This is a genomic window from Actinomycetota bacterium, from assembly GCA_041658565.1.
GTDB lineage: Bacteria > Actinomycetota > AC-67 > AC-67 > AC-67 > JBAZZY01.
Map to the genome: position 1 here is coordinate 12,952 of JBAZZY010000013.1, position 14,520 is coordinate 27,471.

Consider the following 14,520-nt stretch of genomic DNA (forward strand, 5'->3'; position numbering starts at 1 on the left):
CCGCAAAATCAACCTTCGGACCCGTGCCCGTTCGTCGGAATGACCTTCCGGCGCACAGCCGCCCGCGACATCTTGATCGTCACGCCCGACGCGATATCGAGCCAAACGGTGTTGTCGTCCAGGCGGCGCACCCTTCCGAAGATGCCCGATGCGGTCTCGATCTCGTCCCCGACCTGGATGCTGCGCACGAGTTGCATGTGCTGCTCGCGCGCGCGCCGCTGCGGCCGAATCATGAAGAAGTACATCGCCCCCAGGATCAACGGAAAGACGAGGTAGTTCAACGGACCGGACTGATTCCCGCCCGCAGCCTGCGCAATGATCGCCAACACCATGTGTACTCCCGAAAAAAAGGGCCCGCGACTCACGGGCCGTGACGCGGGCAAATCATAGAAGGGGCCCCCATCCGGCGCAACGAGGCCGGTTGCACCGGCATCACAGCAGGGTCGAACCCCCAGGGCGCAAGAGGCCAAGGTGCTCGTACGCGGCCGGGGTCGCGACTCGGCCACGAGGCGTTCGCTGCAGGAACCCGATCTGCAGCAGATACGGCTCCGAGACGTCCTCGATCGTGTCGGGCTCCTCGCTCAGAGCCGCCGAAAGCGTCGAGATCCCCACCGGACCGCCGCCGAACTTCTCGACGATCGTGCGCAGCACCGCGATATCGAGTTTGTCCAGACCCAGCTCGTCCACTTCGAACATCTCCAGGGCCGCGCGCGCTACCGCCTCGGTGACCCGGCCGTCGGCCTTCACCTCCGCGTAGTCGCGGACCCGCCGCAGGAGCCGATTGGCGATGCGCGGTGTCCCGCGCGCGCGACTCGCGATCTCGGCGGCGCCGTCTGCGTCCAGGTCCACCGACAGAACCGTCGCACTGCGGCGCGCGATCGCGCACAAGTCGTCCACCTCGTAGTAATCCAGCCGGGCGCTGTAGCCGAACCGGTGCCGCAACGGACTGGTGAGCAGACCGGTTCGCGTGGTCGCGCCGATCAGCGTGAACGGCGGGATGTCGATGCGAATGCTGCGCGCGGCGGGCCCCTTCCCAATCACAACGTCGAGCTTGAAGTCCTCCATCGCCTGGTAAAGGACTTCCTCAACCGGCCTTGGAAGTCGGTGGATCTCGTCGATGAACAAGACGTCGCCGTGCTCCAGGTTCGTCACGATCGCCGCAAGATCGCCGGCCCGATCGAGGGACGGCCCCGACGTCGGCCGAAGTGTCGCCGAAAGCTCCGCGGCAACGATGTACGCCAGCGATGTCTTGCCGAGCCCCGGGGGGCCGCTGAACAGCAGATGATCGGGCGGAGTGCCGCGGTTGCGCGCGGCTTCGATGATCAGCCCTACCTGACGCTTCACTTGGTTCTGCCCGACGAACTCGGCAAGCACCCGCGGCCGAATCGACGCCTCGAACTCGATCTCTTCGGGGACAACGTGCGGGCCGAGAACCCCCTCTTCGACCGTCATGCGCGCGCCAGCTCCTTCAGTGCCATCTTGAGCAGGCTCTCGACGGCCACATCGCCCTCGCGCGGCAGCGTCTCAAGCGCCGAACGCGCCTCCGCCGGCGTGTACCCCAGCGTGAGAAGCGCGTCTCTGACCTCGACCAGCGCCGCGCGCGCTGATCCGTCCCCGCCGGGTACCGATTCCAGCGCCGGCAACGCAAGCTTCTCGCGCAACTCCAGGATCATGCGCTGCGCGGTCTTCTTGCCGATTCCAGGAATGAGAGTGAGCGCCTCTACGTCCTCGGTCGAGAGCGCCTTGCGAAAGGCATCGGGTGAGTACACCGACAGCACCGCGAGGGCACCCTTGGGGCCAAGGCCGTTCACGCCCAGAAGCACCGTGAACAAATCACGTTGCTCGGAGGTCGAGAAGCCGAAGAGCGTCATCGCGTCTTCGCGCACGTGCATGTGAGTGAGAACGCGCGCGCGCTGCCCCCGCGCGGGCAACTCGGCAACGACGCTTACCGGCATGTGCACGCGATACCCCACGCCGCGCACCTCGATCACCGCTCCATCGGCGAGAACCTCCGCAACCACGCCGTCGAGGCTCGCAATCACGATCGAGATCCTTCCAGCGCGGCGCGCATGCGGTGTCCGTGCGTATGCGTAATCGCAAGGGCTAGCGCATCGGCCGCATCGGCCGAGTCCGGAGCCTGCTTCAACTGCAAGATCGTTCGCACCATGAACTGCACTTGGTCCTTGCTCGCGTTTCCAACGCCCACGACGGCGCTCTTCACCTGCGTCGGCGTGTACTCAAATACCGGGACGCCGGCTTCGGCCGCGGCCAGCAAAGCGACGCCCGATGCCTGCCCCGTTTGAATTGCCGTGCGCACGTTCGCGTTGAAGAACACCCGCTCGATCGCAACGGCATCAGGCTCGAATTGCTCCATCACCCGCTCCAGCGACAGACACAGCGCAAGCAAGCGTTCGGGCACAGGCTGCGACGCCTCCGACCGGACCGTGCCGGACGTGAGCGCGCGCAACACGCCGCCCTTGGACTCCACCACGCCGAACCCCGTGCGGGTGAGCCCCGGGTCGATCCCCATTACGCGCAAGGCCGCTCCTCGAACATATGTACGAGCAGGATACTCGGGACACAGGGGCGGCTCAAGAACCCGGGAATCAGCCGGCGTCGGCGAAGATCGAGTCGGGGATGTCGAAGTTGCCGAACACCTGCTGAACGTCGTCGTGATCCTCGAGCGCATCGATCAGCTTCAGCACCGAGCGCGCCTCGGTCCCGTCGACGGCCACGGTGTTCTGCGGAAGCATCGTCACCTCCGCGGAGGCGATTTCGATGCCGGCCCCGGCAAGCGACTCCTTGACTGCCTCGAACACGGCGGGAGCCGACACGACTTCCCACTCGTCCCCGTCCTCGCGCACGTCGTCGGCGCCGCCCTCCAGCGCCGCAGCCATGACGTCGTCCTCGGACGCCTTCTGCTTTTCGACCAGCACGACACCTCGGCGCTCGAACAGCCACTGCACGGCGCCGGGTTCGGCCAGGCTACCGCCGTGCTTGCGAAAGATCGCTCGCAGGTCTTGCGACGTACGGTTACGGTTGTTCGTCAGCGCGTCCACCAAGATCGCAACGCCACCGGCACCGTAGCCTTCGTAGGAAACCCGCTCCCAGTTCTCGCCGGATACATCCCCCGAGCCGCGTTTGATCGCACGCTCGATGTTGTCCTTGGGTGTTGAGGCATCCTTCGCTCGCTGGATCGCATCGAACAGGGTCGGGTTATTGTCAGGGTTGGGATCGCCCTGGCGAGCCGAAATCTCAATGGCCCGCAACAATTTCGCGAAGAGCTTGCCGCGCTTGGCGTCGGCCGCTCCCTTCTTCTCTTTGATGCCCTTCCAGTGACTGTGACCGCCCATACATCAACCTCCACGAATAGCCTAGCAAGTGGGCGGGACCGCCTCAGATCGAGTCCAGGAACACGCGATGCACGCGTTCGTCGCCGGTCAGTTCAGGGTGAAATGCCACGAGCAGCACCCGACCCTGACGCACCGCGACCGGCTCGGCCCCGTGCGACGCGAGGACCTCGACGCCGGGCCCGACCGACTCGATACGCGGCGCGCGAATGAAGACGGCGCGCACCGTGCCGGCCTCGGCAAATTCCAGATCGCTCTCAAAGGACTGGACCTGCCGCCCGTAAGCGTTGCGCCGCACCGCGATGTCCACGATCCCGAGGATGGGCGGATCGCCGTCGACGATCTCGCGCGCGCACACGATCATGCCGGCGCACGTACCGAAGATCGGCAAGCCAGAGCGCGCCCGCGCGCGCAACGGCTCGAGCATCCCCGAGGCCGTGGCCACGATCCGGATCGTCGTGGACTCACCGCCGGGAATGACCAGCGCATCGACCGAATCCAGCTCGGCAGGCGTGCGGACATCGACAGGATGAACACCGAGCTTGCGCAGGATCCTGCAATGCGCCTCGAAGTCCCCCTGGAGGGCGAGGACGCCGACCTTCACCCGTTACCAGCCCCGTCCGGCCAGCCGCTCCTCGTCGGGCATCGACCGCACGTCGAGTCCGCGCATCGGCTCTCCGAGCCCGCGCGTCACCTTCGCGAGAACGTCGGGGTCGTTGTAGTAGGTCGTCGCCTCGACGATCGCCTTGGCGCGCGCGGCAGGGTCGTCGCTCTTGAAAATCCCCGAGCCGACGAACACGCCCTCGGCCCCGAGCTGCATCACCAAAGCCGCGTCGGCCGGCGTCGCAATGCCTCCGGCGCAGAAGAGCACCACGGGCAAGTGTCCACCCGCGGAGATTTCGCGAACCAATTCGAACGGCGCGCCCAATTGCTTGGCAAAGGTCATCAACTCCTCGGGCGGCATAGCCGTCAGACGTTTGATGTCCCCGAGGATCGAACGTAGGTGCCGCACGGCCTCGACGATGTTGCCCGTGCCGGCTTCTCCCTTCGACCGGATCATCGCCGCGCCCTCACCGATGCGCCGCAGCGCCTCGCCGAGATTCGTCGCGCCACAAACGAACGGCACCGGGAAGTCCCACTTGTTGATGTGGTACGCCTCGTCGGCCGGCGTCAGAACCTCGCTCTCGTCGATGTAGTCCACGCCGACGGACTGAAGGATTTGCGCCTCCACGAAGTGCCCGATGCGAGCCTTGGCCATGACCGGGACGGTGACCGTGGACATGATCTCCTCAACCACGCGGAGGTCCGCCATGCGCGCAACGCCACCCTCGCGACGGATGTCCGCAGGCACGCGCTCGAGGGCCATGACGGCGCACGCGCCGGCATCCTGGGCGATCTTGGCTTGCTCGGCGTTGGTGACGTCCATGATGACGCCACCCTTGAGCATCTCCGCCAGCCCACGCTTGACTCGGGCCGTTCCCCGCTCGTCAGTCACGACAGTCTTCCTCCCGGAAATAGGGCTCTACCTGGGGTTTGGCCCCAGCCTATCCGCGCGCGCGAAACGCGGCAACCGCCGCCGCGGAACCTGCGGAGAAGCCGTCCGCACAACCGAGCCGCCTGACGAATCCTGCGATTCGCTACGCGAGCGGGGTGGTTCCGTCTTCAGCGTCGACGAGGAACTCGTGGTTCGCGGGTACCGCGCCGCCCTCGTCGAGCAGATCCCACAGTCGCGCGAACCCGGTTGCGATCACCAATTGAGTGTCGCTTCCCTCCCAGCCGTGCCCGGCGAGCGGACGTGGGTACTCCTGCCCCGCCGCGCCAAACACCGGGTTCCCGGCGTTCTCGGAGAGCGTCGTTCCGCCTTCGTCCTGCGCGCTGTCGGGATTCGTCGAGTCGTTTCGTCGTGCGACCGTATAGAAGTCCGTAGGGATGCCGGTCGCGCGCAACGCGGTCGCGATCTCACGTCCCTGGTTGTACGGGACAAGTCCGTCATCCAGTCCGTGCACGACCACAACGCCCTTCACGCCACTCGCGGCGATGCTCTCGACTTGAGCGACAACCGCGAGGCTCTGGTAACACGCGGGGTCTTCCTTCGGAGTCTTTCCGCCGCACTCCGCCTCGATGTCCTCCGCCGCGCCGGCCGCATACACGTTGCCCGATGCTCCGACGGCAAGTCCTTCGTGGTAGGTCTCGATCGTATTCGTCGCACCTTCGACGTCGATCCAGTAATCGAACAACGGCGTCGTCGAGTCCGGCCGCGTCGCCTTCATCGCGACAGCGAGTCCGGAGCTATTCCCGCCCATGCTTACCCCGAGGATCGCGACCTTTCTGATGCTCGGGAACCGCTGAAGGAAATACTGCGCCGCGAGAACCGAGTCCTGCGCGCCCTCGCGCACGAACCAGCCGCGGTTGTCGGGTGCGGGCCCGGTGCCGCGATAGTCCATCGCCACGGCAACAGCCCCGTGCGCGGCCGCATCAAGAAGATGACACACCCACGAGCCCGACCGATTGCGATACCCGTGCATGAGCACGACCATGGTCGTGGGTAGATCCTCCGGAGGAAGGGCGTAATGGCCTTCCAGAACCTCGCCGTTCGGCCCTCGAAGGCCCGACAGATCCTGAGTCTTGGGCGCCGCGTCGTTCTCGGGGGAGGGAGTGCACTCACCCGCGCGCGCCGGAACCACGAATCCCGCCGCCAGAACCGCAGCGGCGAGCGCGGCCGAGACGCCTCGAACGCGATACCTCATCAGGAACCCTCCTGAAGGCCGAATGCGACTCAGCCTGATCGGAAACGTGTGAAGGTACCTTTTCGCCGAGGACGGCCGTACTCCTGCCGCGCGCGCCCGCATCCGTGGTGGGCGTCATCGGCTGGATGGGACGGCGCTGAGGTCAGGTGACGGACCCCGAGCGACGGCGTCGCGTCGGAGCAGGACGGGCAGGCTTGTCGAGACCCTCGCGCGATGCCATGCCGAAGTCGAACTCGTCCAGAAGATCAAAGACCTCCTCGGCCGCCCAGGCTCGATTTCGGCGTCCGATCGTCACCTGGCGGACGACCCCGGAACTCGAAAGCTGATTCAACGAAAGCCGGGCGGCCTCTTCGGATACGGATAGAAGCTTGGCCGCCGAAGCCACAGACAGCAGCGGATGTCCGGCCAAGCCCCCGATGAGGCGCCGGGACGTGGAGCCCCTACGGGGCGACCCCGCTCGCTGAATCCACTCGCCCCGCAGGTCGGCCAGCGACCGACCCAGCTCTGTTGCCCTTACTCCTGCGATCTCCATGGCCTCAGCGAAGATCGCGCACCACCCGGCGAGATCCTCCGCCCGAAACGCACTGAGGCCTGCGACGTAGCGAGCCGAGTTGGCTGCCAGCACCACACTGACCGGCGGCACGATCCGGCGCGATATACCGCGTCTGCGCAAGATGACATGAATGAGGCAGCGACCGGTTCGCCCGTTCCCATCTGCGAAAGGGTGGATCGTCTCGAACTGAACGTGAGCCAGAGCGGCCTGTGTCACCGCGGAGAGATCGTCCCGGTTGCAGAACCGAACGAAATCGTCCATCAGCGCTGGAACGTACTCGGGAGGGGGCGGGATGAATGAAGCGTTCCGCGGCGTGATTCCTCCGCCGATCCAGTTCTGTTCGGTGCGGATGATTCCCGCGATGTGCCGGTCTCGTTCAGTGTTCAGCAATGTCGCTTGGATCGCGCTGAGATCCTCAACTCGTAACGCATCGGCGCTCATCCCGAGTTCGACGGCAGCGTTCATTGCTTCGATGTTCCGAACGACGGAGAGCGCCGCTCCTCGCGCGGCCCTTGGATCGAAGACCGCCTCTTCGAGGCGACGATGCGAAACGCGAAGACCCTCGATCCGGCTGCTTGCCACGCTCTCTGCTCGCAAGAGCAATCTCGCCACAGGTTCGAGTTCAGTGATCCCCGGCGAGGAGTCGAGTTCGATCGCAGCCCTCGTTGCTCCCTCGATCTTGGCTGTCACCGAAGCCGGAAGGACCGGGTCAAGGTTCGCTATCTCGTCCGGAAGGTATGCCTTGTAGCGGAAGGGCTTCGAGTCCCTGCGAGAACGCCCGTAGGATGAGTTCGGGGTCCAGGTCCTTTCGATTAGCTCGCTCATCCCGCCTCCAAGAACCTTGGATACGGGCGAAGTATATCCAAAGTTATGACAGTAACCTTGGATTGTCTCGTGGCCGATCCTCGAGGCTTTGCGCCTACAGCTCGCGGAGCACCTTGATGCGGTCGTCCAGCGAAGGATGAGTGTCGAACATGCGATTCATCCTGCCCATAAACCCGACCTCGCGCTGAAGCGGCGACTCGATCCACAGGTGACTTGTGGCCCGCACCGCGTTGCGCACAACGGTTTGATCAGACTTGAGCTTCTCTAAAGCGCTGATCATCCCAGGCGGGTACCTCGTCATCTGCGCGCCGGTAACGTCGGCCAGAAACTCCCGCCGCCGACTCACCGCCATCTGCATCACCTTCGCCATGATCGGCATAAAGATCGCAGCGGCGAGTCCGACGAGCACCAACAGCCCGGCAGCGCCGCCGCCCCCACGATCGCGGTTCCGCCCACCGACGCCCCAGAAGAACGAACGCAAAGTCCAGTCTGCGAGCAGGACCAGCACCCCGACAAGGGTCGCGGCAATCGCCATCACCAAAGTGTCGCGGTTCTTGACGTGTGCGAGTTCGTGCGCGACAACTCCTTCGAGTTCGACGCGGTTCAACTTCTCGAGCAGGCCCGTCGTCACTGCGATCGACGCGTGAGCCGGATCACGCCCCGTCGCGAACGCGTTCGGAGCCGAGTCGTCGACGACCCATACACGCGGTTTTGGAATGCCGGCCGCAATGGCGAGGCCTTCCACAAGGTGGTGCAAGCGCGGCTGCTCGGCCGGCGTCGCCTCGCGCGCGCGAGTCATTCCAAGCACGATGCGGTCCCCGCCCCGGTAGCTCACGACGGACATCCCCACCGCGATCACCAACGCAAGCACGAGTCCGAACGGCCCCGCGTCGAACAGGTACCCAAAGCCGTAACCGGCCGCGACGACCACCGCGACGAACGCGATGATCAGCAGCCAGGACCGACGAACGTTCTTCTGGAGTTGTTCGTACATCTCACATCCTTACGACCGGCGTGCGAGGAACGCCCCGACGGGCACCCGGCTCGCGTGCAACGTGATCAGAACTGCACGTTGACCGGGCCGGTCGCAGCCTCCTCAATCTCGAAATATTCCCGTGCACTGAATCCAAACGCGCCCGCGACGATGTTCGACGGGAACATCTGGACCGAGTTGTTGTAGGTAAGCACCTGGTCGTTGTAGAACTGCCGCGCGAATGCGATCCGACCCTCAGTCCCGGTCAACTCCTCCTGCAGCGCAAGGAAGTTCTGGTTCGCCTTCAGGTCCGGGTAATTCTCGCTGAGCGCCAGCAACTGCCGAAGCGCCTGGGTGATCTGATTCTCGGCCTGCGCCTGCTCCCCCACGGTCGTTGCGGCAAGTCCCGCGCTGCGCGCCTCGGTCACGCGTTCGAACGTCGTGCGTTCGTGAGACGCATACCCCTTGACGGTGTTGACGAGGTTCGGGATCAGGTCGTAGCGACGCCGCAGTTGCACGTCGATCTGCGACCACGCGTTATCGATTCGGTTGCGGAACCGCACGAGCCGGTTGTAGATGCCGACCAGGGCCAGCACGAGCAGCCCAACCAGTCCCAAAATGATCCAAACGGCGAGCATGCGGCCATCGTAGGGGGTGGGGATGGGAGCGTCAAAGACCCCGACCGCGCAACCCGCGTCGGCGCCTGCCGGAGGCCATCGCCTCCGAATACACCCCTTCAACCTCCGCCCCGACCGTCGCCCAATCGAAGACACGGGCCCGTTCCCGTGCCCGAAGGCCCATGACTGCGGCCTCCTCAGGTGCCGACAACAGCCGAACAAGGGCCGCCGCAAGCGCGCCGGCGTCGCCCGGCGGGACCAAGACGCCGTCCACACCGTCGCGAACGACCGCCGCGAAACCCGGGATCGCGGAAGCGACGATCGGACGACCGGCGGCCATGGCCTCGACCACCGCGATCCCGAAGCTCTCGCCGCCGAGCGCCGGGAAGCATGCGACCATCGATTCCTCCAGTAACGCCAAACGCTCGGCGTCGCTGAAGCGTCCCGGGAATGAGACTGAATCGCGGACGGAGGCGTCGAGGCCTTCCTGCAGGCGCGCGCGCTCCGGCCCGTCTCCTGCAATCGTGACCCGCACGTTTGGAATGGCGCGCGCGACGCGCGGAAGTGCCTCGACCAGGACTTGCGGTCCTTTGCGCCGTTCGAGCCGGCCGAAGTACACCACCGTCGGTTCAGACGCCCGTGCTGCGGAGACCCCCGCGAACGCGTCCGTGTCCACCCCGTTGGAGATCACCCGGCATCCCGGGCCGAACATCGATTCCACGGTGCTGCGAGCCGCTTCCGATACCGCAATGCGCGCCGTGATCCGTCGCCACAGCGGAGACAGCGGGATCCGCGCGGCACGGTACAGGCGCGCGTCTATCGACGCGTGGAACGTCGCAACGACGGGCGCGCGGGTCGCAAGCGTCGCAACCATCGATGCGCTCGGAACAAAAGGCTCATGCACGTGCACGAGGTCGGGGCGCGCCCGACGGAGCGCAACGCGCACCCGAGCCGCGAGCCGCGGCCCGACGGCCACACGAGCCACAGACCCGTTGTACGGAATCCCGATCGTCCGCCCGAGCGCAATCACTCCCGCATCAACCTCGCCGTCCGCCGGTGCAAGGATCCGCACCTCGTGCCCCTGCGAACGCATATACCCGGCGAGCCCTGCGATGTGAGCGTTGACCCCACCCGGAACCGTCCACGAGTAGGGCGTAACGATGGCGACCTTCATCAATCGATCCAGTACGGCGTGAACACGTGCCACTGCTCGGGAGCCACCGCAAACAAGCTTTCAAGCGCGGACGCCACCCGTTGCGTCAGAGCCTCAACCGCATCCGGCGCCTCGGGATCGGGTGCCTGCAAAGCAGGCAAGGCCTTTGCCCTCCACTTCCCGTCTTCACCTTGATAGGCACACGAAACGATGATCGGAGCCCCCGACCGCAACGACAGCACTGCGGTTCCCGCGGGAATCCGAGTTCGTCGCCCGAACATCTCGACCTCGACCCCCGTGCCCGACAGATCGCGATCCGTCACGAGGGCCGCGATCCCTCCCGCAGCAAGCAGTTCCAGGCACTGGGCCGTCACATCGGCGCCGCGCTCGAGCGGAATGATTCCGATGCCTTGCCGCACTCGATGGGCGACGAACCTGTCGAACAAGATCCGAGGGCGCAGCACCTCGGCGACGGCCGTCAGCGGCCACCGCTGAGACGCCCACCGGCCTCCCGCGTCCCAGTTCCCAAAGTGCCCGGTGACGAGAAGAACCCCTTTGCCCGCGGCAATCCCGCGCTCGATGTGCTCGGCGCCCTCGATCGACACCCTGCGATTGATCTCGTCGTTGGACATGTCGCCCATCCGGAAGGTCTCGCCCCAGTACCGGCCGTACCAGCGAAACGCCTCGCGCGCGGCAGCCGGCGCCGCGGCCTTTCCCACAATCGGCTCAAGGTTGGAGATCACCGCCGCGCGCTGTCGAGCGTTTCGCCGAAACGAGCGTGCGCTCATTCGCTCGAACGCGCGGATCACAGTGCGTTCGGGAAGAACGCGGGACAACCGCCACGCCGCCAGCCACGCGACACCTTCGGCGCGCGCGCGAAGCTTCCCGCTCACGACGACATCGCCTGCCGACGAACCGCTGCGCACCGCACGACAAACGTGATCAACGCAAGCGCGATGATCACCCACACCGCCGCCTCAACAAGGTTGAACACCAACCCTGCAATGAGAACGGCCGCGCGCTCCGGTCGCTCTCCGGGGCCGCCTGCCGCCGAGAATCCGAGCGCCTCGGCCTTGGCGCGCGCATACGAAACCAAGAAAGACAACACCATCGCCCCCATGGCGGCTGCAAGCAGTCGCGAGTTTACGGATGCGGCAGCATACGCAATTGCTCCAAGCAAGGCTGCGTCGGCGATCCGATCCGCGACCGAGTCGAAGTACCCGCCCCACTTGCTCACCCGTCCGGTCGCCCGCGCGAGCGCGCCGTCGAGAACATCCAAGATCACCGAGGGGATCAACAGCACTCCGGCGAGGCGGGCATGTCCCGCGACGATCAGCCCCGAACAGCCCACGACCGCGAGCAACCCTGCGGCGGTCAGGCCGTTCGGCGTAGCACCGGCGCGCGCCAGAGCCCGCCCGACTCCAGAGGTAACCGGTTCGATAATGGGACGCAACTTGTCACTCAGCACGCGCGTAGCATAGCCGCCGCTCAAGCTCTCCCCTGAGGACGCGGGCGTTGTTTCGGTATAATCCGGCCTCCACCTAGTTCCCACGGAGGCGACGTGAAGAACTATCCGACCGACCGCATTAGGAACGTCGTACTGGTAGGGCACGGCGGCACGGGTAAGACGACTCTCGCGGAAGCACTGCTGTTCGCGGCGGGGGCCACGACCCGCGCCGGACGCGTTGAGGACGGCAACACCGTTACCGACTTCGACCCCGACGAAATCACGAAGCAGATCTCCATCTCCTTGTCTCTTGCCCCCTTCGAATGGAAAGACCATAAGGTCAACCTCATCGACGCACCGGGGTATGCCGATTTCTTCGGCGACGCCGAGGCGGCGATGCACGCTGCCGACGCGGCGATCATCGTCGTAAACGCGGTAGACGGAGTGCAGGTCCAGGCCCGCGTAGCGTGGGACCTCGCCGAGCGTCTCGGGCTGCCGCGCGCCATCTTCGTCAACAAGCTCGACCGAGAGCGAGCCGACTTCGAAACCACGCTCCAACAACTGATAGACATGTTCGGCGCCAAGATCGCACCGGTTCACCTGCCGATCGGATCCGAACACGACTTCAGTGGAGTAGTAGACCTCCTGAACGAAAAGGAGATCACCTACGCGGGCGGCAAGCGCACCGGAGAGGTGTCACTGGCCGAAGGGCACGCGGAGCAGATCGACAAGTTGCACGAGCGCTTGATGGACTCGGTCGTCGAGGCCGACGACGCGCTCATGGAGCGCTACCTCGAAGGCGGCCAAATCGAACCCAAAGAGGTAGTCGCGGGCATGCACAAGGCCGTCGCGGCTGGGACCACCGTCCCGGTTCTGTGCGGCTCCGCAACCGCCGGCATCGGCGTGGATCTGCTTGCCGACTTCATCGTCGATGAGATGCCATCTCCCGCGGACCGGCAGCCCCGAACGGCCGAGGACGGCGGGACCGAAATCCAACTCATCCCGGACCCCGGCGGGCCGCTGGTCGCGCAGGTATTCAAGACCCTCTCGGACCCGTACGTGGGGCGCCTGACATACTTCCGGGTCTTCTCCGGAACCATGCGTCCCGACTCCTCAGTCTCCAACACCACGCGACACGTCGAGGAACGAATCGGCAATCTGTTCGCCCTGCGCGGCAAGACGCAGGACAACGTCAGCGAAGTGGCGGCGGGAGACATCGGGGCCGTGGCGAAGCTCAGCGACACCATCACCGGCGACGTCCTGGCGGCCAAGGGCTCGTCCATCACGCTCCCGCCGATCGAATTCCCCGAGCCGCTGCTTTCCGTAGCGATCGCGCCGAAGTCCAAAGGCGACGAGGACAAGCTGTCGACCGCCCTGCAGAAGATCGTGGCGGAGGACCCCTCGTTCCACTGGGAACGCAACGCTGAAACGCATCAGACCGTGATCAGCGGCATGGGCGAGTCTCACCTCGACGTCGTCGTCCAGCGCCTCGCCCGCCACCACGTCGAGGTCCAGACCTTCGCGCCCAAGGTCGCCTACCGCGAGACAATTCGCGGAACAGCCTCCGCGGAAGGGCGCCTCGTGAAGCAATCCGGCGGACGCGGACAGTATGCCAAGTGCACGGTCGAGATCTCGCCCCGGCCGCGCGGACAGGGGTACGAGTTCGAAGACGCGATCGTCGGTGGATCGATCCCGAACAACTTCATCCCCTCGGTGGACAAGGGCGTTCGCAAGGCGATGGAAGCCGGACCGCTCGCCGGCTACCAGTTCGTCGACTTCAAGATCCGCCTCTTCGACGGGAAGTACCACACCGTCGACTCGTCCGACATTGCCTTCCAGTTGGCAGGAGCACACGCATTCAAGGATGCCGCGACCCACGCCGGGCTCGTGTTACTCGAACCGATCATGGATCTGCTGGTGCTCACGCCGGACGACGCGGTGGGAGACATCATGGGCGACCTCTCCTCGCGGCGCGCGCGCATCGAGGGCACCGATGCCGCAGGCAAGGGATGGACGCGGATCAACGCGAAAGTCCCCCAAGGCGAGGTTCTGCGGTACGCCATCGACCTGCGGTCGAAAACCGGTGGCCGGGGCAGTTTCAAGGTGACGTTCAGTCACTACGAAGAGGCACCGCCGCATACGCAGGAAAAGGTCGTCGCCGAAGCGGCGAAGGAGAAGGCCGAAGCCGAGAAGAAGTAGCGCCCGTTGTCGCTTCTGCTCTGCGATCTCGACTGGACGAGTTCCGCCCGGAGTTCGAAACCACCGCGCGCGCGCTCGTCCACCCCGAGGAATTCTCGACCACCCTGTGGTGGGGACACGCCGCAACGGCGCGGATAATCCTCGACGAAGGCTTGCGCGCGGAGCGCGAGTTCAGCGCGCGATGAGAGGGCGCAGTTTCGCGTAGGTCTCTTCGAGGGTTTCCGGGAGCACTTTCGTGCCGCCGACGGTCGTCATGTAGTTGGTGTCGCCGCCCCAGCGCGGGACGATGTGCGTGTGCAGGTGCTCGGCGATGCCGGCACCCGCAGCGGCGCCCTGGTTGACCCCGATGTTGTAACCCTGCGGGCGGTACTCGGATTCAAGCGCGCGGATGCAGTCCGACACCCAGGCCGACATCTCAGCGTGCTCCTCCGGCGCGAGATCCTCGAAGCGCGCGGTATGGCGAAACGGAGCAACCAACAGGTGTCCGCAGTTGTACGGGAACTTGTTGATCAACACGAACGCGCGCTCCCCGCGCGCCACGATCAGGCTCTCGGCGTCGTGCGCCGGATCAAGCGCGGGCAGTTCGCAAAAGATGCAGTCGCGCTCGCGATGAAGGTCCTTAATGTATTCCATACGCCAGGGGGTCCAGAGCCGGT

General features: G+C 65.4%; 16 protein-coding genes. 1 reads left to right on the plus strand and 15 read right to left on the minus strand.

What is annotated here, in order from left to right:
* Window positions 1-8 precede the first annotated feature (8 nt).
* The 14 genes from yajC to WDA27_08375 form a co-directional block, all read right to left on the minus strand.
* Complete coding sequence (yajC, locus tag WDA27_08310; GenBank protein MFA5890939.1) at window positions 9-332, minus strand: preprotein translocase subunit YajC; 324 nt, start codon at window positions 330-332, stop codon at window positions 9-11.
* Between the two features lie 100 nt (window positions 333-432).
* The gene (ruvB, locus tag WDA27_08315) at window positions 433-1,452 is read right to left on the minus strand and encodes a Holliday junction branch migration DNA helicase RuvB (GenBank protein MFA5890940.1); all 1,020 of its coding nucleotides are present in this window, start codon (window positions 1,450-1,452) and stop codon (window positions 433-435) included.
* The gene (gene ruvA / locus WDA27_08320; GenBank protein MFA5890941.1) at window positions 1,449-2,042 is read right to left on the minus strand and encodes a Holliday junction branch migration protein RuvA; all 594 of its coding nucleotides are present in this window, start codon (window positions 2,040-2,042) and stop codon (window positions 1,449-1,451) included. The genes ruvB and ruvA overlap by 4 nt, the downstream gene beginning before the upstream one ends.
* Window positions 2,039-2,530 carry a crossover junction endodeoxyribonuclease RuvC gene (ruvC, locus tag WDA27_08325; GenBank protein ID MFA5890942.1) on the minus strand — a complete coding sequence of 164 codons (492 nt, stop codon included), beginning with the start codon at window positions 2,528-2,530 and terminating at the stop codon, window positions 2,039-2,041. Before ruvC ends, ruvA begins: the two co-directional genes overlap by 4 nt.
* A gap of 76 nt (window positions 2,531-2,606) precedes the next feature.
* Window positions 2,607-3,353: a YebC/PmpR family DNA-binding transcriptional regulator gene (locus WDA27_08330; protein MFA5890943.1), complete on the minus strand. Its 747-nt coding sequence runs from the start codon at window positions 3,351-3,353 to the stop codon at window positions 2,607-2,609.
* Between the two features lie 43 nt (window positions 3,354-3,396).
* On the minus strand, window positions 3,397-3,954 hold the full coding sequence (gene pdxT, locus WDA27_08335; GenBank protein ID MFA5890944.1) for a pyridoxal 5'-phosphate synthase glutaminase subunit PdxT: 558 nt from the start codon (window positions 3,952-3,954) through the stop codon (window positions 3,397-3,399).
* A gap of 3 nt (window positions 3,955-3,957) precedes the next feature.
* Window positions 3,958-4,845 (minus strand): pyridoxal 5'-phosphate synthase lyase subunit PdxS, encoded by an 888-nt coding sequence (gene pdxS / locus WDA27_08340; protein MFA5890945.1) that lies wholly within the window; start codon window positions 4,843-4,845, stop codon window positions 3,958-3,960.
* A gap of 142 nt (window positions 4,846-4,987) precedes the next feature.
* Window positions 4,988-6,097 (minus strand): alpha/beta fold hydrolase, encoded by a 1,110-nt coding sequence (locus WDA27_08345; GenBank protein MFA5890946.1) that lies wholly within the window; start codon window positions 6,095-6,097, stop codon window positions 4,988-4,990.
* 142 nt (window positions 6,098-6,239) lie between these two features.
* Window positions 6,240-7,475, minus strand: a complete 1,236-nt coding sequence (locus tag WDA27_08350; protein ID MFA5890947.1) for a Fic family protein — start codon at window positions 7,473-7,475, stop codon at window positions 6,240-6,242.
* A gap of 94 nt (window positions 7,476-7,569) precedes the next feature.
* Window positions 7,570-8,469, minus strand: a complete 900-nt coding sequence (locus WDA27_08355; protein ID MFA5890948.1) for a M48 family metallopeptidase — start codon at window positions 8,467-8,469, stop codon at window positions 7,570-7,572.
* Window positions 8,470-8,534: 65 nt separating this feature from the next.
* The gene (locus WDA27_08360; GenBank protein ID MFA5890949.1) at window positions 8,535-9,086 is read right to left on the minus strand and encodes a LemA family protein; all 552 of its coding nucleotides are present in this window, start codon (window positions 9,084-9,086) and stop codon (window positions 8,535-8,537) included.
* 31 nt (window positions 9,087-9,117) lie between these two features.
* Window positions 9,118-10,239, minus strand: coding sequence for a glycosyltransferase family 4 protein (locus WDA27_08365; protein MFA5890950.1), 1,122 nt, complete (start codon window positions 10,237-10,239; stop codon window positions 9,118-9,120).
* Window positions 10,239-11,111 carry a phosphatidylinositol mannoside acyltransferase gene (locus WDA27_08370; GenBank protein ID MFA5890951.1) on the minus strand — a complete coding sequence of 291 codons (873 nt, stop codon included), beginning with the start codon at window positions 11,109-11,111 and terminating at the stop codon, window positions 10,239-10,241. Before WDA27_08370 ends, WDA27_08365 begins: the two co-directional genes overlap by 1 nt.
* Window positions 11,108-11,686, minus strand: a complete 579-nt coding sequence (locus tag WDA27_08375; protein MFA5890952.1) for a CDP-alcohol phosphatidyltransferase family protein — start codon at window positions 11,684-11,686, stop codon at window positions 11,108-11,110. The genes WDA27_08370 and WDA27_08375 overlap by 4 nt, the downstream gene beginning before the upstream one ends.
* A gap of 93 nt (window positions 11,687-11,779) precedes the next feature.
* On the opposite strand from WDA27_08375, the gene fusA reads away from it, so the two are divergent.
* Window positions 11,780-13,864 carry an elongation factor G gene (gene fusA, locus WDA27_08380; GenBank protein MFA5890953.1) on the plus strand — a complete coding sequence of 695 codons (2,085 nt, stop codon included), beginning with the start codon at window positions 11,780-11,782 and terminating at the stop codon, window positions 13,862-13,864.
* Window positions 13,865-14,035: 171 nt separating this feature from the next.
* Here the strand turns inward: fusA and WDA27_08385 are convergent, their stop codons facing one another.
* Entirely contained in the window at window positions 14,036-14,497 is a 462-nt protein-coding gene (locus WDA27_08385; GenBank protein ID MFA5890954.1) for an HIT domain-containing protein, read from the minus strand.
* Between the last annotated feature and the right edge of the window lie 23 nt (window positions 14,498-14,520).